Below are 15,638 nucleotides of genomic sequence, written 5' to 3'. Positions count from 1 at the left end.
GAGCCGGGCCCCGGCGCCTCCGCCACGCCCGCCAGGACCCGCGCGACCTCACGGAAACCGTTGCCTCAGCGGCATCAAGGTCAGCCCCGGCCGGCGATCGGGACTGCGGTTTGCTCGGCGAGTGGCCTCCCGGTGGCGTCGAGTGGGGTCACGAGGAGAACGTCGTCGGTCAGGGGAACGACGGAGACAGGAACCAGGAACATCCCGGCGTGGACGTCCTTACGCACGGCGGCACCGTGCGACTCGATCGAGACCGCCTGTGCGCCGGCGACGGGCAGATGGCCGACGAGCCCGTTGAGGACGTCGCTGACGCCGTATTCGTCGCCGCCACCGCCGGCTCCGACGGCCGCCAGGTGCCGCCCGGATTTGAGGTCCTCGACATACCACCCGGACGGCCCCGTCCAGAGGCGCAAGGTGTGGTGGTTCGGCAGGGACACCGTGTCAGCGACGGCGTATCCAGCCGGCGGTTGCCAGGTTCGCTCCGGCTCCGGCTCCGACTCGGCGGCGGCCTCCGTACGCGTCGTGCATGTTAGGGTCGCCGGGTGCTGCCGCCCGTTACCGCGCCGCTCGTCGCCGGACGCACCGCGCTGATCGTCGTGGATCTGATGCCGCGCATCGTCGAGCAGGACATGGGCCCGCACAAGGGTGCCGACGTGGTCAGGCGGGCCGACCTTCTGGTGGCGGCGTTCCGCTGCGCCGGTGGCACGGTCGTGCTGGTCCGGGTGGAACGACCGAACGTCGCCGAGCAGCCGCCCGGCAGCGGGTTCGTCCCGGAGATGCAGCCGCAGCCAGGTGACATCACCGTCGTGAAGCGCACCATCGGCGCGTTCCACGGCACCGGTCTGGCCGAGCGGTTGCGCGAGCGCGGCGTCGACACCGTGATCATGACCGGCATCGCGACGACGATGGGGGTCGAGTCGACAGCACGCGCGGCGTCCGACCACGGATTCGAGGTCGTCTTCGTCGCCGACGCGATGACCGGGGTGACCGCGCATGAGCACGAGCACGCGCTGACCGTGGTCCTGCCGCGCTTCGGCGAGGTGGTCACGGCCGACGAGGTGCTCCACCGGCTCAGCTGACCGTGGCCGGTTCGGGCCTCGAGCGGTGGCTTCAGGCTCAGCGCGCGGGGCTGCGGCCCTTGAGCCGGCGGCCCAGCTCGCGGGCGATCTCCCGGTTGGCGTCCCGTTCGGCGAGGGCCTGCCGCTTGTCGTACGACTTCTTGCCCCGGGCCAGACCCAGCTCGACCTTGGCCCAGCCGTTCGAGAAGTACATCGACAGCGGCACCAGGGTCAGTCCGCTCTCGCGCAGCTTCTCCAGGATCCGGGCGATCTCCACCCGGTTGAGCAGCAGCTTGCGGGTGCGTCGGGGCTGGTGGTTCGTCCAGGTGCCGTAGCCGTACTCGGCGATGTGCAGGCCGTACAGCATGATCTCGCCGTCGCGCTCCTGGGCGAACGCGTCGACCAGCGACACCCGCCCCTCACGCAGCGACTTCACCTCGGTGCCGGCCAGCACGATGCCCGCCTCGTACGTCTTGAGGATGGCGTAGTCGTGCCGCGCCTTCTTGTTGGAGGCGATGAGCTTCCGCTCATTCTCCCTGGCCACGCCCCACCTCTCTTACCGTCGCCCCGGAGCAGGATACCCACGACCGAAGCCCGGGGAGGATCTCGGCCACCCCTCACGACACGACAGTCACCGACCAAGAAACCGAACGACGGCGTCGCGAAGCAGTCGGTCCGGGTCGCGAGGCCCAAGGTCAGGGCCGGAGAACGGGTGACCGGCAACGAGCTCAGCGAGAACAGATGCCAGTCGCTCCCGTTCCGCTCGTAGGCTCGACCACGCCGGGTCAGGTAGCCGCCGTCCGGGCGACCGCCCAGGTCCTCGGTCAGGGTTTCGCTTTGCGGGGCGCAAGCGTGTAACTGAACGAGATCAGGAAATCGATGATCAAGATGATGCCCCACCCGCCCATCGGCCCCCACATCGCCGCTGTCCGACTGACGTCTCCGACGAGCAGGGTGAAGAACCCCATGACGGCAGCGGCGACTGCGTACGCCAGGAGATGGCGCAGCCACTGCCGTCGTTCGTGGGCGGCATGCTCAAGTCCGGTCTTCCGCAGCCGCGTCGGCCTGGGCCCGCCCGCGAACCGGTGCGCGAACCGCTCGTCGGCCCAGCGGAGCATTTGACCGCCGAAGGCAACCGAGACCCCGATGTAGATCGCGGCGAGGCCGTGGGCGGTGTCGGCTGCCGTGCCGCCGCGCAGGTCGAGGACGGAGGCGGCGAGCAGCAGCACGTCAACGAGCGGCACGCAGATCAGCAGAACGGTGCTGAGCTTCCGTGCGCGCAGAAGGTAGCGAGCGGCGAGCCCGAGCAGGAGTAGGACCCAGAACCCGATCTCGCAGGCGATGATCAACGCCAGCACGAAACCTCCCGCATTTATCGCACGAGCGTGTCATTTCTTTCTTAACACGACCGTGCGAGAATCATCAAGTGCCGAAGATCGTCGACCACGACCAACGCCGCCGCGAGCTGGCCGCCGCCGTCTGGCAGGTCATCGCCCGTGACGGCGTGGACGGGATTTCCATCCGATCAGTGGCTGCCGCGTCGGGGTGGTCCTCCGGCGCGCTGCGCCACTACTTCTCCACCCGCGCCGAACTGCTCGCCTTTGCCTGCGAGGAGGTCATCGAGCAGGTGACCGAGCGGATCAAGGCATTACGGCACGGTGACGACCCGGTCCAGGCCGTCCGCGCGATTCTGTTGGAGACCATGCCGGTCGACGAGACACGCCGCACCGAGGACTCGATCGCCTTCGCCTTTCTCGCCCTCGGCCTGGGCGACCCCGAGCTCGCCCGGGTTCAGCGCCGCCACTTCACTGACATGTACGAGCTGTGCCGGCAGCTCGTCCAAGGCCTCGCCGAGCGCAACGCCCTCGCGCAGACCGGGTGGGACGCCGAGACGCTGGCCCGCCGCATGCACGCGGTCGTCGACGGGCTCACCGTGCATGGCCTCGCCGGTCACCTCACCACCGAGGAGATTGTCGCGCAGCTCGACGCGTACCTTGCCGATCTCACGGGAGTCGACCTCACCGAACAGCCCGGCGAGTTGCCGATGCGGCGGCGCGATCGTGAGGTTCGGTCGGGATAACTCGATGCCGGTTCGGGGTGCCGCTTTCGTACTCTCCTCCGTGTGAAGACGCTGCTTCGTGCGCTGGACGGGATCGAGCATGCCGAGACGGCGGCCGGTGTGCCGCTGCTCAGTGGGACCTTTCCGGCGGGCCAGCACGACCGGGTCTGGCGGGCGTTGCGGGCCGAGCATCCTCGTACGGGTCTGTGGCCGGTCCTGGGCTGGACGGCCGGCAGTGCGGCCGAGGGGACGTACAACTGGTGCCGCCAGCAGCAGGGGCCTGATTGGCTGGCGGCCCTCCACGGCGTCGACCCGGCGGAGCGGATGGCGCTGATCATCCGATCGAAGCTGGAGTGGACTATCCACGGCGATCCGGACGACCCGCAGTTGGAGGCCTGGCAGAAGGAATGCCGTGCCGAGTTCAACCCGGTGCGGGTCGCGGAGGCGGTCGGCCCGCTCACGGAGGTTCCGCCCGGGATCCGGCGTCGGACCAGGGGTTACGACGCGCCCACGGAGGTGCTGCTGGTGCCGGCGGCGGCCGGCTACGAGGTGCTCGCCCTGGTGCCGGGACTCATGGCGATCATGAACAACTGGTTTGGCGGCCCCTCGCACCCTGACCTGCACTACGCGGACCACATCTTCGTGCTCCGGCACTGGGAGCAATCCTGGGGTGCCGAGCTGTACCACCCTGGCTTCGACGACCTGGAACTGGCCGTCACCCGCCCGCCGCGCGACCCGCTCGCCGTCGCGACCTGCGCGGTCGAGCAATTGTCCTACTGCGACGACCTGGAACAGATCCTCGGCGACGTGCACACCGTGGCCCGGCGGCAGGCTCCGGCGGATCACTGGTCGTTCTGGTGGGACTGAGCGTCTCAAGCCAGGGCAGGCCCCACCGGCGACGGGCGGCGGTCGGCTATGGCCGGAGCCGCCGCCCAGCCCGTGGTGATGAGCAGCAGCGCGGCGATGTAGGTCGCCATCACGAGCAGGCCGTGCCCGGGCGCCTGGACCCCGGCCGCGCCCAGCCCGATCAGCAGGTCGGAGCCGAGGAACAGCGCGCCGCCGACGGCAACCCGCCGGGACACCCCGGTCGCGGCGGCGGCCATCAGGGACAGGGCCAGGCTGTAGCCGAGCACCGGCAGCCGCAGCGGTCCCAGCGCGCCCCACAGCAGCGCGTTGGCGACCGCCCAGAGCGCCACGTACGCCAGCACCGCCGGAGTTGGTGGCCGGCGGTGCCGGACGAACGCGGTGAGGAAGGCGAGCTGGGTGACCAGGAAACAGCCCATGCCGGCCAGGAACGCGGCCTGTCCCGGCACCAGCAGGGCCACGTCCCCGGCGGTCGCGGCGACCAACCCGACCGCCACCGGATCGACCCGCCGCCGCCGATCCCACAGGTACGCCAGCAGCAACGGTGCCAGCAGCGGCTTGGCCGCCCACTGCACCGCGGCCGAGTCGAGCGCGACCCCGACCAGTTCAACCAGAGCCACCGCCCCGAAAATGGGCAACCAGGGACGCCTCACCGGGCGGGCTGCCAGCCGGGCCGGCCGAACACGTAGCCGAGGCGGTCCGGCCAGGAGCGGGCGGACCGGGCATCTGCCCAGATCGCGGCGAACTCGTGGGTGGCCACCCGCAGCGGGTTGTAGGTGGTGATGTTCGTGGTCAATCCGTATCGGACGGCGGCCCGTTCCGGCTCGAAGGTGCCGAAGAGCCGGTCCCAGACGATGAGGATGCCGCCGTAGTTGCGGTCCACGTATTCGGTGTTGGAGCCGTGGTGGACCCGGTGGTGGGACGGGGTGTTGAAGACCAGTTCGATCGGCCGGGGCAGCACGCCGACCCGTTCGGTGTGCAGGAAGAACTGGTAGAGCAGGCTGATCGACTGCTGCAGGAAGATCATCCACGGCGGGATGCCGAGCAGCGCCAGCGGCAGCCAGAACGGCAGCGACGTCATCGGGGTCCAGCTCTGCCGCAGCGCAGTGGAGAGGTTGTAGTGGACGCTGGAGTGGTGGACCACGTGGCTGGCCCAGAGCACGCGTACCTCGTGGTGCAGCCGGTGGAACCAGTAGTAGGCCAGGTCGTCGGCGAAGAAGAGCAGCACCCAGGTCCACCAGTCGCCGGGGGAGAGGTGGACCGGCGCGATCGTCCACAGCGCCGCGTAGAGGCCGACGGTGACCAGCTTCCACGGCACGCCGATGATCTGGCTGCCCAGGCCCATGGAGAGGCTGGTGGTGGTGTCGCGCAGCTCGTAGCCGCGTTCGTCGTCGTCGGGGAGGAACCGGTAGGAGACTGCCTCGATGATGATGAGCAGCAGGAACGCCGGGACGGCGTAGAGCACGGCGGGGATCATGCTCTTGCTTCCCTTCGGGGGACGGCGGTGGTGGGGGTGGCGATCGGGGCGGTCAGCAGAGCCTGGGCGTGCCGGGCGGCTGCCTTGTCCTCGCCGGCCGCGATGGCGGCGGCGAGCCGGCGGTGGCCGGCGACGTCGAGCAGTTCGGCGGCCCGTGCGTCCGGCGGTACGTCGCCGACGGCGAAGGTGCCGGCCACCAGGCTGTTGAACGCCAGCAGGTAGGCGGTGTTGCCGCTGCCCAGCACGATCAGCCGCCAGATCGCGATGTTGGCCTCGGCCATTCGGGCCAGGTCGGGCGCGAGCGTGCCGTACTTCTCGGCGGCCCGGACCAGCGCGGCGGTGACGGCCGGGTCGCCGCGTTCGGCGCAGAGCCGGGCTGCGTCGACGCCGACGCAGGCCCGCATCTCCAGCATGTCGCGGACCAGCGTCTCCACCGGGAGTACGTCGCCCGACCGGGCCAGCGACAGCGCCAGGTCCAGCCCGGCGTGCACCCGCCAGTCCAGCACCCGGGTCGCGCCGCCCTGGCTGACCCGGACCAGACCGAGCTGCTGGAGCCGGCGCAGGGCCTCCCGGACGGCGTGCCGGTTGACCGCGAAGGCGGCGGCCAGCTCGCGTTCGCCGGGCAGCGTCTCCTCCGGCCGGTAGCGGCCGCTGACGATCGCGTCGCGGAGCTGGCCGAACACGTGGTCGGAGACCGAGGCACGGGGTACGGGAGCGAAGGCCATGGCCGCAGTGTGGCCCCCGACACATCAACCCGTCAACTGGTTGGACCAGAACCACTCAGCCACCCTCCGGTGGCTGAGTGGGCACGCCTCGTATCCTTTCCGGCGGAAGTCCCGTGAAGTGAAGGGAGTCGGTGTGAGCGACCAGGCCGAGACGTTGGAGTTCCAGGCCGAGGCCCGTCAGCTGCTACAGCTGATGGTCCACTCGATCTACTCGAACAAGGACGTCTTCCTGCGCGAACTGATCTCGAACGCGTCCGACGCGCTGGACAAGCTGCGGCTGGAGTCGCTGGTCGACAAGGACCTCGCGGTGGACACCTCCGACCTGCACATCGAGATCGAGGTGGACAAGGAGGCCCGCACGCTGACCGTGCGGGACAACGGCATCGGCATGTCCCGTGACGAGGTGGTCGGGCTGATCGGCACCATCGCCAAGTCCGGCACCGCCGAGCTGCTGCGCAAGCTGCGCGAGTCGAAGGACGCCGCCGCCTCCCAGGAGCTGATCGGTCAGTTCGGCGTCGGGTTCTACGCCACCTTCATGGTGGCCGACAAGGTGACCCTGCTGACCAGCCGTGCCGGGCAGGACGGCGGCACCCGCTGGGAGTCCACCGGCGAGGGCACGTACGCGGTGGAGTCGGTCGACGAGGCCCCGCAGGGCACCTCGGTCACCCTGCACCTCAAGCCCGTCGACGACGAGGACAACCTGCACGACTACACCGCCGAATGGACGATCCGGGAGATCGTCAAGCGATACTCCGACTTCATCGCCTGGCCGATCCGGATGACCGTCGAACGGCAGGGTGAGGACGGCGCCACCACCCGCGAGGGGCAGACGCTCAACTCGATGAAGGCGCTCTGGGCCCGCTCCCGCGACGAGGTCGACGAGGCCGAGTACAAGGAGTTCTACCGGCACGTCGCCCATGACTGGGCCGACCCGCTGGAGACCATCCACATGCGAGGCGAGGGCACCTTCGAGTACGAGGCACTGCTCTTCCTGCCGTCACACGCCCCGCTCGACCTCTTCTCCCCGCAGGGCCGCCGCGGCGTGCAGCTCTATGTCAAGCGGGTGTTCATCATGGACGACTGCGACGCCCTGATGCCCAACTACCTGCGGTTCGTCAAGGGCGTGGTGGACGCGCACGACCTGTCGCTGAACATCTCCCGGGAGATCCTCCAGCAGGACCGGCAGATCGGCGCCGTCCGCCGCCGCCTCGTCAAGAAGGTGCTCGCCACCCTCAAGGAGCTGACGGCCGAGTCCTACCGCACCTTCTGGACCGAGTTCGGCGCGGTGGTCAAGGAGGGGCTGCTGGAGGACGCCGACAACACCGAGGCCCTGCTGGAGCTGGTCCGGGCCGCCTCGACCCACGACCCGGCCGAGCTGACCACCCTGCGCGACTACGTCGAGCGGATGAAGGACGGCCAGTCGGAGATCTACTACGCCACCGGCGAGTCCCGGGCCACCATCGAGAACTCCCCGCACCTGGAGGCGTTCCGGGCCAAGGGATACGAGGTGCTGATCCTCACCGACCCGGTCGACGAGGTCTGGGTCGAGCGAGTCGGCGCGTACGACGGGAAGACCCTCCGCTCGGTCGCCAAGGGCCAGGTCGACCTGGAGACCGACGAGGAGAAGGAGAAGGCCGAGGCCGAGCGCAAGGAGTACGCCGACCTGCTCACCTGGATGAGCGGCGCGCTCGCCGACACCGTCAAGGAGGTCCGGCTCTCCTCGCGGCTCACCACCTCGCCGGCCTGCGTGGTCGGTGACGCGCACGACATGACGCCGACGCTGGAGAAGATGTACCGGGCGATGGGACAGGAGGTGCCGCAGGTCAAGCGGACCCTCGAACTCAACCCGAACCACCCCCTGGTCACCGGGCTGCGCAAGGCGCACGAGCAGGGCGGCGACGCCACCGCCCTGACCGAGACCGCCGAGCTGCTGTACGGCATGGCGCTGCTCGCAGAGGGCGGCGAACTGGCCGACCCGTCCCGGTTCACCCGGATCCTCGCCGACCGGCTGGCCCGCTCGCTGTAGGACCGCCGGCTACCCTTCCGTCCGCCGCGGTAGTCATGCCGCGGCGGACGGAGGCTGTCGTCGTCGCCCCGTCGGCGGTCAGACCTGCCCGGCGTAGAAGCCGTGCCGGGCCAGCGGCTCCACGATCTCGCGCTCCTCGTAGGACAGGTGCGACAGCAGGGTGTCGGTGAGGATGTCCACCGCTTGCTGGAGGTCGGTGAAGTCGCCCGGGTTGCGAATCAGGTCGACCAGGGCCCGGTCCACAGCCTCCACCACGTCGTGGATCACCACGTGCTCCGCCTCGAGGCGGTCGAGCACCGGGACCAGCCCGGGGTCCGAGCGTCGCAGGTGCGGGAAGACGGAGTTGTCCTCCAGCCCGTGGTGCTGGGTGACCACGGTGCAGTAGGCGGCGCAGTACGCGCCCAGCGTCCAGTTGTTCTGGCGCATGGTCATCTGGTTGAGCACGGCCCGGGCGGCGCCGGCGGAGACCACCCCCCGCTTGACCTGTTCGAGCAGGTCGCGAACCTGGGTCAGCTCCTGCCGCAGGTGGTCGTGCACGTCGACGAGGTGCGCGCCGACGGCCTGCGCGTGTGGGGTGTAGACGTGCCCGGCCGGCGCCGGCGGGGCGACCGGGCGAGTGGACTCGTCCCAGAGCTGGTGGTCGGTCAGCCGTACGCCCGGATCGGGGGTGGGGGTCACGGCGAGCGTGGTGGCGCCGCCGGCCTCGACCACCTCGCGCTGCTCCTCGACGGCCCTGGCGCGGCTGCCGGGCGCGGCGCGTTCGGCGGCGACCAGCTCGCGGACCGACGGCGCCACCTCCTGGGCGAAGAGCTGGATCGAGGTGGGGTCGTCGGCGCCGAGGATGAAGGCGGAGATGCCGTGGTCCAGGGCGAGCCCGGCCAGTTCCTCGACCCACTGCTCAGGGGGCCCGGCCAGGAAGCCGGAGGAGGACCGGGTGAACTGGCCGGAGACGTTGAGCAGCCGCCGGACCGAGCGGGGATCCCGGCCGGCCGCCTCAGCGCCCTCGTCGACCAGCGCGTTCAGCTCCGGCAGCTCCGCCGGCCCCTTCGGCAGGTACGCCAGCGATGGCAGCCAGCCGTCGGCCGCCCGCCCGACCAGCCGCAACATCCGCGGCTTGTACGCGCCCACCCAGATCCCCACCGGATGCGCCGGCGCCGGTCCACGCTTCGCCCCGACCACCCGGTAGTGCTCGCCCTCGACCCGGACCATGCCGCGCCGCTCGACGTCCCACACCTCGCGGATCACCTGGATCGCCTCGTCGAGGGCGTCGACCGCCTGCCCGGCGGTGAGCCGTCGTCCGCCGACCGCCTCGATCGCCTCCCAGAACGCTCCGGCCCCGAGCCCCAGCTCGACCCGGCCGCCGGTGAGCAGGTCCAGGCTGGCCACGCTGCGCGCCAGCACCACCGGCTGGCGCAGGGGCAGGTTCAGCACGTTGCCGGCCAGCCGGACCCGGCTGGTCGCCGCGGCCACGAACGACATCAGCGTCCAGGTGTCCAGGAAACCCGGCTGGTACGGGTGGTCCTGGAAGGTGACCAGGTCGAGGCCGGCCTGCTCGCAGAGCTTGGCCAGCGCCACCACCTGCTCCGGTCGGCCTGCGGTGGGGGTGACGAAACCCCCGAAGATCAGCTCGTGCCCGTGGTCGGTCATGTCCCCCGCCTGCTCACCAGGGCCCGGCGACGGCACCGGACCTCGCCACGGTACGCCCGGCTCATCGCCGAACCGCAGAGTGGGCGCATTCTCTGCGTTGCTCTGGAAGGGACGATCGCTCGTAGACGCGGTTCCGCGGCTTGTAGAGCATCCATCGGGAACGTGCAACTCGGACAGCGACGCCGTCGCTCGGCCGGGTGAAGAACTTCACAAGAAGTGGGCGATCGTCCGAAATCGTCCTTAACGTCGTAGCCGTTCGCGATCGCGGACGCCACGGGCCGGTAACGCCTAATCCCGCCGCCGGCCGTCGGTACCTGGACCTCAGGCGGGAGCGGGGGACCCACACGTTCCTCGGTGCTCGACACCTCGGGGTGAAGCCGCCATCGTGCGGCCGGGCTCCTCGGCCCGAACCCGACAGCTCACCTCGTCGGCGTGGAGGAAATCCACATGGCAACTGAACACGTCGCACGTCACCGACGGAGCACCCAGCGTCGCGTCGCCGTCGGGGCGCTCGTCGTCGGGGCCGCCACCGGTGCCGCCGCCATCCTCGGTCCGGCCGCGCCGGCCAGCGCTTACAGCGTGAACTGGGACGCCATCGCCCAGTGCGAGTCCGGCGGCAACTGGCACATCAACACCGGAAACGGCTACTACGGCGGTCTCCAGTTCTCGAAGGGCACCTGGAACGGCTACGGCGGGCAGAAGTACGCCAGCCGCGCCGACCTGGCCAGCCGCAGCGAGCAGATCGCTGTCGCCGAGAAGGTTCTGGACGGGCAGGGCATCGGCGCCTGGCCGGTCTGCGGCAAGAAGGGCGGCTCGACGAAGCACTACTCGAGCAAGGACTCCGGGGCGAAGAACAAGGACGGGGCGAACAAGCCGCGGAAGAAGGCCACAAAGGACCGGACGTCGCGAAGCGACCAGCCGGCCACACGCAGCCATCGGCGTACCGCGCCGGACTCCGTGGGCGGGGACACCTACCTGGTCAAGCGCGGCGACACGCTGTCCGAGATCGCCGAGGCGCAGGACGTCGCCGGTGGCTGGCCCGCGCTGTACGAGCGCAACAAGGACGTCGTCGGTGACGACCCGGGCCTGATCTTCCCGGGTCAGAAGCTGCGTACGCGCTGACGTCCACGGGACGCTTCTGCCCCACGACCCGCGCTGTTTCACGGAGAGAGTGGCCATTCCCGCCTGGGTGGCCACTCTTTCCGTGAACGAGGCCCCTTCGGTGCATGTGGGCACGCGGTGGGGGTGGGAGTGGTTGCTATGGTCACGGTGCTCCGGAAAGACATGAAGAAAGCGCGGCTATGACCAACGACTCGTTCACCGCGGCCGCGAGCCTCGACGAGCTGCTCACCAGGACCCAGCAGGCGCTGTCCTCGATGCGCTCGCGGGCCGCCGAGCAGCTCGATGGCGACCCGGGACACCTGCTCCGTGCCATGGGCACGGCGGCCGGCGGCCGGGTCCGCGCCGTGGTCGCCCAGGGCGGCCGCCTCGAGTCCGTCGCCGTTGACCCGGAGCTGGCCGGGGTGGGGATGGAGACGGTCTGCGAACACATCGTGGTGGCCGTCAACGCGGCCCTCGCCGACCTCGACGCCCAGGTCAGCGCCTCGGCGCGGGCCGACGTCGACGCGCTGGCCGCGCGGCTCGGCGGGCTCCAGGAGCAGCCGGTGCGGCAGATGGAGCTTTTCAGCCGGGCGATGGAGGACGTGGTGGCCCGGCTCAACCGGAGCGGCGACGCGGGCACCCGGGCGGATCGGCTGGCCTGAGGCGGTCGCCCGCCGAGTGCCGGTCCCGGGTGCACAGGCTGCACCGCGTCCACCGACAACCCTCCGGCCACGCAGGGCTGAGCCGACGAAGCGGCCGGCCGTCGGGAGGACGACCGCCGGCCGCTTCGTTCGTGATCAGGAGAGGTTGACCGCCGTGTCGTCGATGACGAAGGAGGTCTGCAGGGTGACGTCCTCCACGCCGGTGAACGAGATGGTGGCGGTGGTGCCGGCCAGCGACGAGATGTCGAAGGACTTCTGGACGTAGCCGGAGGCCGCATTGGCGTTGGAGTAGGTGGCCAGGGTGGTGCCGCCCGCCTTCACGGTCAGCTTGTCGTAAGCCGTGGAGCCCGACTCCGCGGTGTCGATGTGCAGCCAGAAGGTGAGGGTCGCCCGGCAACCGGACGGGATGGTCACCGACTGCGACAGGGTGTCGGTGTGGGTGGTGCCGTAGCCGTCCAGCCACGCCTTGTACGAGCCGCCGTGCGCTGGCTGTCCGGTGGAGCTGGTGATGACGCCCGAGGAGGCGGTCCAGCTCACGTTGCCGGACTCGAAGCCCGGGTTGGCCAGCTTCTGGCCGGAGCAGGAGCCGGTGGGCGGCGGGCTGGTGGTGCCGGAGCAGGTCGGGTCACCCGACTGCGCCGGCACGCTGACCGCGTCCCAGGCGGCCTTGACGGTGTTGAACTCGGTGCAGCTGGTCGGGTAGAGGTTCTTCGCCGCCTGCAGCGTCCAGGTGCGGTACTTCAGGTACGACGAGGCCGTCGTCTTCATCAGCATCGCGTTGTACATGATCTTCATGGCCGTCTGGATGCCCAGGCCGGTCACCTTGCTGCCGTTGCAGGTCGAGCTGGTCGGCTGGCCGTTGGTCGGGTTGCTGCCCATGGCCAGCAGGTAGAACCAGTGGTTGCCGGGGCCGGCCGCGGCGTGCACCTCGGTGCTGGGGATGCTGCTGGAGTAGCAGTTCGGGTCGCCCAGCGCCGACGGGTTGTACATGTTGCGGATCGGGCCGCTGCCGACCAGGTTGATCTTCTCGCCGACCAGGAAGTCCGGCGCGTCGTAGGTGGACGGCTCGTTGGCGAACCACTCGGTGGCGGCGCCGAACGTGTCGGCGACGAACTCCTGGGTGCCGCTGCCGGAGATGCCGCCGGGGGTCTTGTCGTCGATGCCGTGGCCGATCTCGTGGGCGACCACGTCGAGCGAGCTGATCCACTGGCCCGCGGTGTTCTTGCCGATCTGGACCTGGGTGCCGTCGTAGTAGGCGTTCTGGTCGTTCAGGCCCACCCGGATAGGCCACGCGCCGCCGCTGCCGTTGGCGCCGTTGCGGCCGAGCCACTGCGACAGCATCTTGTGTTCGGTCTGCGCCGCGAACAGCGCGTCGACGCAGCCGGTCTCCTTGTTGGTGGCGTTGCCGTTGCCCCAGAGGTCGTCGGAACCGGAGAGCGTCGTGTTGTTGGCGGCGTCCTGGCAGCTCTGGTTGGTGACGTTCGGGTCCTTCATGGAGTACGTGCTGCCCGACAGCGTGGTGTTGAGCGTGAGCGGGCTCGGGCCGTTCCACGCTCCGGTGCCGGTGCCATGCACGATGTGCTCCTGCTTGCGCAGGACAGCGCCGGTCAGCGCGTCGACGTCGACGGTGAGGCGGCTCGGGCCCTCGTCGTCGGTGCCGCGGACCGTGGTCTCCCAGGCCAGGGTCGGCTTGTCGCCGAGCGTGTAGACGACCAGCGTGGTGCCCTCGACGGTGCTGACCTTCTTGAGCTGGGCGCGCGCGGTCTTCGCGGCGGCGGCCGAGGTCAGTTTCGGCGTGGTGGCGAGGCCGTCGATGCTCTGCTGCTGGGCGACGGAGGCGTACTTCATCTGGCCGGAGGCGTCGGTGGCCAGGACGAAGTCGCCGCCGACGACCGGCAGGCCCTTGTAGGTGCGCTCGTAGGGCACGTACTGGGTGCCCTCGGAGGAGATGACCTCCCTCTGCACGAACACGTCGTCGGAGCTGGCGTGCAGGTAGGCCGGCCGGCTGGCGACCATTGCGCCGGCCGAGTTGGCGGCGAGCGCACGGGCCTGGGCTGCATCGGGGCTGGCGGGACTGGACGGTGCGGCCTGCACGGCCGCTGCGGTGCCGGCAGCGATCAGGCCGGCCGCGACCGCGCCTGAGAGCGCGGCGAGGCGGGGTGAGAGCTTCAAGGGGGTTCGCTCCTGTTCCTAGGCGCGCAGCGCGGAGCCCGGTGGGGCCGCGAGGCGCGATGTAGCGATGAGGCGGGGTTACGGTCGGTCTCCGGAGCTGCCGGCGTGGCCCCGGTTCGACAGATCGACCGTCCGAGTCGCCGGGGGTCGGCGAACTCGCTGGAGCACAATCACATGGCCCCGGGCGCCGAGCAATGGGTGACGCGGAGAACCGGCTCCGGTCGATCTCCGCACTGATACCGCGGCTTCGGGTAGCCATGATCTTCTATAGCCCCTGATCAGGGCGAACGACTTCTTCAGTGGATGATGCTCGCCCGATACGCGGCTAATACCGCTGTTTGCTGATGGCGCCTACTCGCCCCTCGGTCGAGATGTTGAGGGGGCCTGGTCCTTGCGGGCCGCCGAGCGGAGCCGAACAGCCGGTCGGTGATCACCCGGAGTGGCCGCCATCGCCGCCGTTCGACCGATGCTGCGAAGCGTGCCGCCCGTCCCGGCGGTCAGCGCATGTGGGCGGTGGATGCAGCGCGGCGGGTGTCAGGAAGGACGGGCCGGGCGTCCGCCCGGCGGTCGGGTTGCAACAGTGGGAATCTGTCGGCAACTTTCGTCTACTGCGAAGAAAAGTAGTCACGGAGTCGACGAAAGCTATGGACACCCTGTGGGGAAGTTAGTAGTGTCAAGCATCATCAATATGTTTCGTCGAGATGAAGTACCGGCACGGTAGCTCTCGACAGTGGCCCTCGGGGTGGCGCAACACGCCCGGAGACCACGACCGGCCAGGGATGGCCACCCCGGGTCAACGCCACCACGGCGACTGGGCGCGCGGCACGCGCTACCGGGTCGACCGATGTCCGTACCCGACCACCCCACACCAGCTCCGTGGCACCACCGTGCCCGGCACCACGGCGGAATACGGCCCGCCGTCGAGGTCGTGGCAGCTAATCCACCACTGCGGACGACCGTGGCTTCGTGGCCACGGCCGGGGATCCCGTGCGGCCAGGGAGGGGCCGACGGGTCGGCAGCACCCCAGCGGCACCTCTGACGACACCTGACACCGACGGGCCACGCACGTTCCGCCCGGTTGTTCCCGGACCGTGAAAGAGGCATCCATGAACCCACATACACCGCGGGCTCGGCTCTCCGCGAGCCGGCTCCGGAGATCGGTGGCGGCCATCGCGACGATGGCGTTGCTGCTGACCGCCGCCCTGACCGGCTCCCCGGCGAACGCGCGTCCGACCGACACCGAGCGGTCGGCGACGGCCGGACCTCGATCCTCCTCGCAACTGCAAGCCCAGGTCCTGACCTGGACCGCCGGCGACAACTTCCTGTCGTACCTGTCGGCGCCGACCACCGCCACAGCCGGGCCGGCCACCCTGGTCTTCGAAAACAGCCGGGCTACCGGCAACACCACCGGAATGCAGCACACCCTCACGTTCGAGACGGGCGACCCGAGGTACAACAGCGACGTCGACGTCAACATCCTGGCGGATCCGACGGACAGCAACGGGGGCCGGTGGACCGTTGACGTGGTGCTCTCGCCCGGCACCTACCGGTACTTCTGCGCCATCCCAGGCCATGGCGGCATGACCGGGCTGCTGGTGGTCAGCGGCTCGTCGGACACCACGCCGCCCACGGTCAGCGTCACGGTGTCCGGGGAGAAGGACCCCACTGGGGCGTACGTGGGCAGCGCCACGGTCACCCTGTCGGCCACCGACAGCGGCTCAGGTGTGGAGCGGGTCGAGTACGCCCTGGACGGCGGCGCGTATGGCACCTACTCGGCGCCGGTGACGGTGAACCAGCCGGGTCAACACACGGTGAGTTACCGGGCCACGGACAAGGCGGGTAACACC

General features: G+C 70.0%; 15 protein-coding genes and 1 riboswitch. Of the genes, 7 read left to right on the top strand and 8 right to left on the bottom strand.

What is annotated here, in order from left to right:
- Positions 1–80 precede the first annotated feature (80 nt).
- Positions 81–437, bottom strand: a complete 357-nt coding sequence (locus ACNAVT_RS18930) for a hypothetical protein (protein WP_416297995.1) — start codon at positions 435–437, stop codon at positions 81–83.
- Positions 438–542: 105 nt separating this feature from the next.
- Here ACNAVT_RS18930 and ACNAVT_RS18925 point away from each other — a divergent pair, with 105 nt between their 5' ends.
- On the top strand, positions 543–1,079 hold the full coding sequence (locus ACNAVT_RS18925) for an isochorismatase family protein (RefSeq protein WP_416297993.1): 537 nt from the start codon (positions 543–545) through the stop codon (positions 1,077–1,079).
- Positions 1,080–1,116: 37 nt separating this feature from the next.
- Here ACNAVT_RS18925 and smpB read toward each other — a convergent pair whose 3' ends face one another.
- Entirely contained in the window at positions 1,117–1,602 is a 486-nt protein-coding gene (gene smpB, locus ACNAVT_RS18920; protein ID WP_416297991.1) for an SsrA-binding protein SmpB, read from the bottom strand.
- 280 nt (positions 1,603–1,882) lie between these two features.
- Positions 1,883–2,416, bottom strand: a complete 534-nt coding sequence (locus ACNAVT_RS18915) for a hypothetical protein (protein ID WP_416297989.1) — start codon at positions 2,414–2,416, stop codon at positions 1,883–1,885.
- 68 nt (positions 2,417–2,484) lie between these two features.
- Here ACNAVT_RS18915 and ACNAVT_RS18910 point away from each other — a divergent pair, with 68 nt between their 5' ends.
- Together ACNAVT_RS18910 and ACNAVT_RS18905 are read left to right on the top strand one after the other, a co-directional pair.
- Positions 2,485–3,138: a TetR/AcrR family transcriptional regulator gene (locus ACNAVT_RS18910; RefSeq protein ID WP_416297987.1), complete on the top strand. Its 654-nt coding sequence runs from the start codon at positions 2,485–2,487 to the stop codon at positions 3,136–3,138.
- A gap of 42 nt (positions 3,139–3,180) precedes the next feature.
- Positions 3,181–3,984 (top strand): DUF4253 domain-containing protein, encoded by an 804-nt coding sequence (locus ACNAVT_RS18905; protein ID WP_416297985.1) that lies wholly within the window; start codon positions 3,181–3,183, stop codon positions 3,982–3,984.
- A gap of 5 nt (positions 3,985–3,989) precedes the next feature.
- Here ACNAVT_RS18905 and ACNAVT_RS18900 read toward each other — a convergent pair whose 3' ends face one another.
- Genes ACNAVT_RS18900 through ACNAVT_RS18890 form a run of 3 tightly spaced genes read right to left on the bottom strand, consistent with a single transcriptional unit; the run spans position 3,990 to position 6,183 of the window.
- Positions 3,990–4,601, bottom strand: coding sequence for a lysoplasmalogenase family protein (locus ACNAVT_RS18900; RefSeq protein ID WP_416297983.1), 612 nt, complete (start codon positions 4,599–4,601; stop codon positions 3,990–3,992).
- Positions 4,602–4,630: 29 nt separating this feature from the next.
- Positions 4,631–5,458 carry a sterol desaturase family protein gene (locus ACNAVT_RS18895; RefSeq protein WP_416297981.1) on the bottom strand — a complete coding sequence of 276 codons (828 nt, stop codon included), beginning with the start codon at positions 5,456–5,458 and terminating at the stop codon, positions 4,631–4,633.
- The gene (locus tag ACNAVT_RS18890; protein ID WP_416297979.1) at positions 5,455–6,183 is read right to left on the bottom strand and encodes a FadR/GntR family transcriptional regulator; all 729 of its coding nucleotides are present in this window, start codon (positions 6,181–6,183) and stop codon (positions 5,455–5,457) included. Before ACNAVT_RS18890 ends, ACNAVT_RS18895 begins: the two co-directional genes overlap by 4 nt.
- 133 nt (positions 6,184–6,316) lie before the next feature.
- Here ACNAVT_RS18890 and htpG point away from each other — a divergent pair, with 133 nt between their 5' ends.
- A complete protein-coding gene (gene htpG / locus ACNAVT_RS18885; protein ID WP_416297977.1) occupies positions 6,317–8,209 on the top strand; it encodes a molecular chaperone HtpG in 1,893 nt (630 codons plus the stop codon).
- A 78-nt stretch (positions 8,210–8,287) separates the two neighbouring features.
- On the opposite strand, the gene ACNAVT_RS18880 is transcribed toward htpG, so the two are convergent.
- Positions 8,288–9,856: an LLM class flavin-dependent oxidoreductase gene (locus ACNAVT_RS18880; protein WP_416297975.1), complete on the bottom strand. Its 1,569-nt coding sequence runs from the start codon at positions 9,854–9,856 to the stop codon at positions 8,288–8,290.
- Between the two features lie 275 nt (positions 9,857–10,131).
- Positions 10,132–10,304, top strand: a riboswitch (cyclic di-AMP (ydaO/yuaA leader).
- Between ACNAVT_RS18880 and ACNAVT_RS18875 the strand changes: the two genes are divergently transcribed.
- Positions 10,304–10,978: a transglycosylase family protein gene (locus ACNAVT_RS18875; protein WP_416297973.1), complete on the top strand. Its 675-nt coding sequence runs from the start codon at positions 10,304–10,306 to the stop codon at positions 10,976–10,978. (Overlaps the previous riboswitch by 1 nt.)
- A 179-nt stretch (positions 10,979–11,157) precedes the next feature.
- Positions 11,158–11,619, top strand: coding sequence for a YbaB/EbfC family nucleoid-associated protein (locus ACNAVT_RS18870; RefSeq protein ID WP_416297971.1), 462 nt, complete (start codon positions 11,158–11,160; stop codon positions 11,617–11,619).
- Between the two features lie 135 nt (positions 11,620–11,754).
- On the opposite strand, the gene ACNAVT_RS18865 is transcribed toward ACNAVT_RS18870, so the two are convergent.
- Positions 11,755–13,791 carry a M4 family metallopeptidase gene (locus tag ACNAVT_RS18865; protein WP_416297969.1) on the bottom strand — a complete coding sequence of 679 codons (2,037 nt, stop codon included), beginning with the start codon at positions 13,789–13,791 and terminating at the stop codon, positions 11,755–11,757.
- A 1,106-nt stretch (positions 13,792–14,897) separates the two neighbouring features.
- Between ACNAVT_RS18865 and ACNAVT_RS18860 the strand changes: the two genes are divergently transcribed.
- The coding region (locus ACNAVT_RS18860; RefSeq protein ID WP_416297967.1) for an OmpL47-type beta-barrel domain-containing protein at positions 14,898–15,638 on the top strand (741 nt) is incomplete at its 3' end.

It is taken from the genome of Micromonospora sp. SL4-19, assembly GCF_047921475.1.
GTDB lineage: Bacteria > Actinomycetota > Actinomycetes > Mycobacteriales > Micromonosporaceae > Micromonospora.
The sequence above is the reverse complement of the archived record's forward strand: the minus strand, read 5'-3'. Positions and strand labels throughout refer to the sequence as shown.

Bases quoted from the DNA above. Each gene is read 5' to 3' on its own strand.
- ACNAVT_RS18895 (WP_416297981.1), bottom strand. From the start codon at position 5,458: ATGATCCCCGCCGTGCTCTACGCCGTCCCGGCGTTCCTGCTGCTCATC.
- ACNAVT_RS18890 (WP_416297979.1), bottom strand. From the start codon at position 6,183: ATGGCCTTCGCTCCCGTACCCCGTGCCTCGGTCTCCGACCACGTGTTC.
- ACNAVT_RS18880 (WP_416297975.1), bottom strand. From the start codon at position 9,856: ATGACCGACCACGGGCACGAGCTGATCTTCGGGGGTTTCGTCACCCCC.
- ACNAVT_RS18875 (WP_416297973.1), top strand. From the start codon at position 10,304: ATGGCAACTGAACACGTCGCACGTCACCGACGGAGCACCCAGCGTCGC.
- ACNAVT_RS18870 (WP_416297971.1), top strand. From the start codon at position 11,158: ATGACCAACGACTCGTTCACCGCGGCCGCGAGCCTCGACGAGCTGCTC.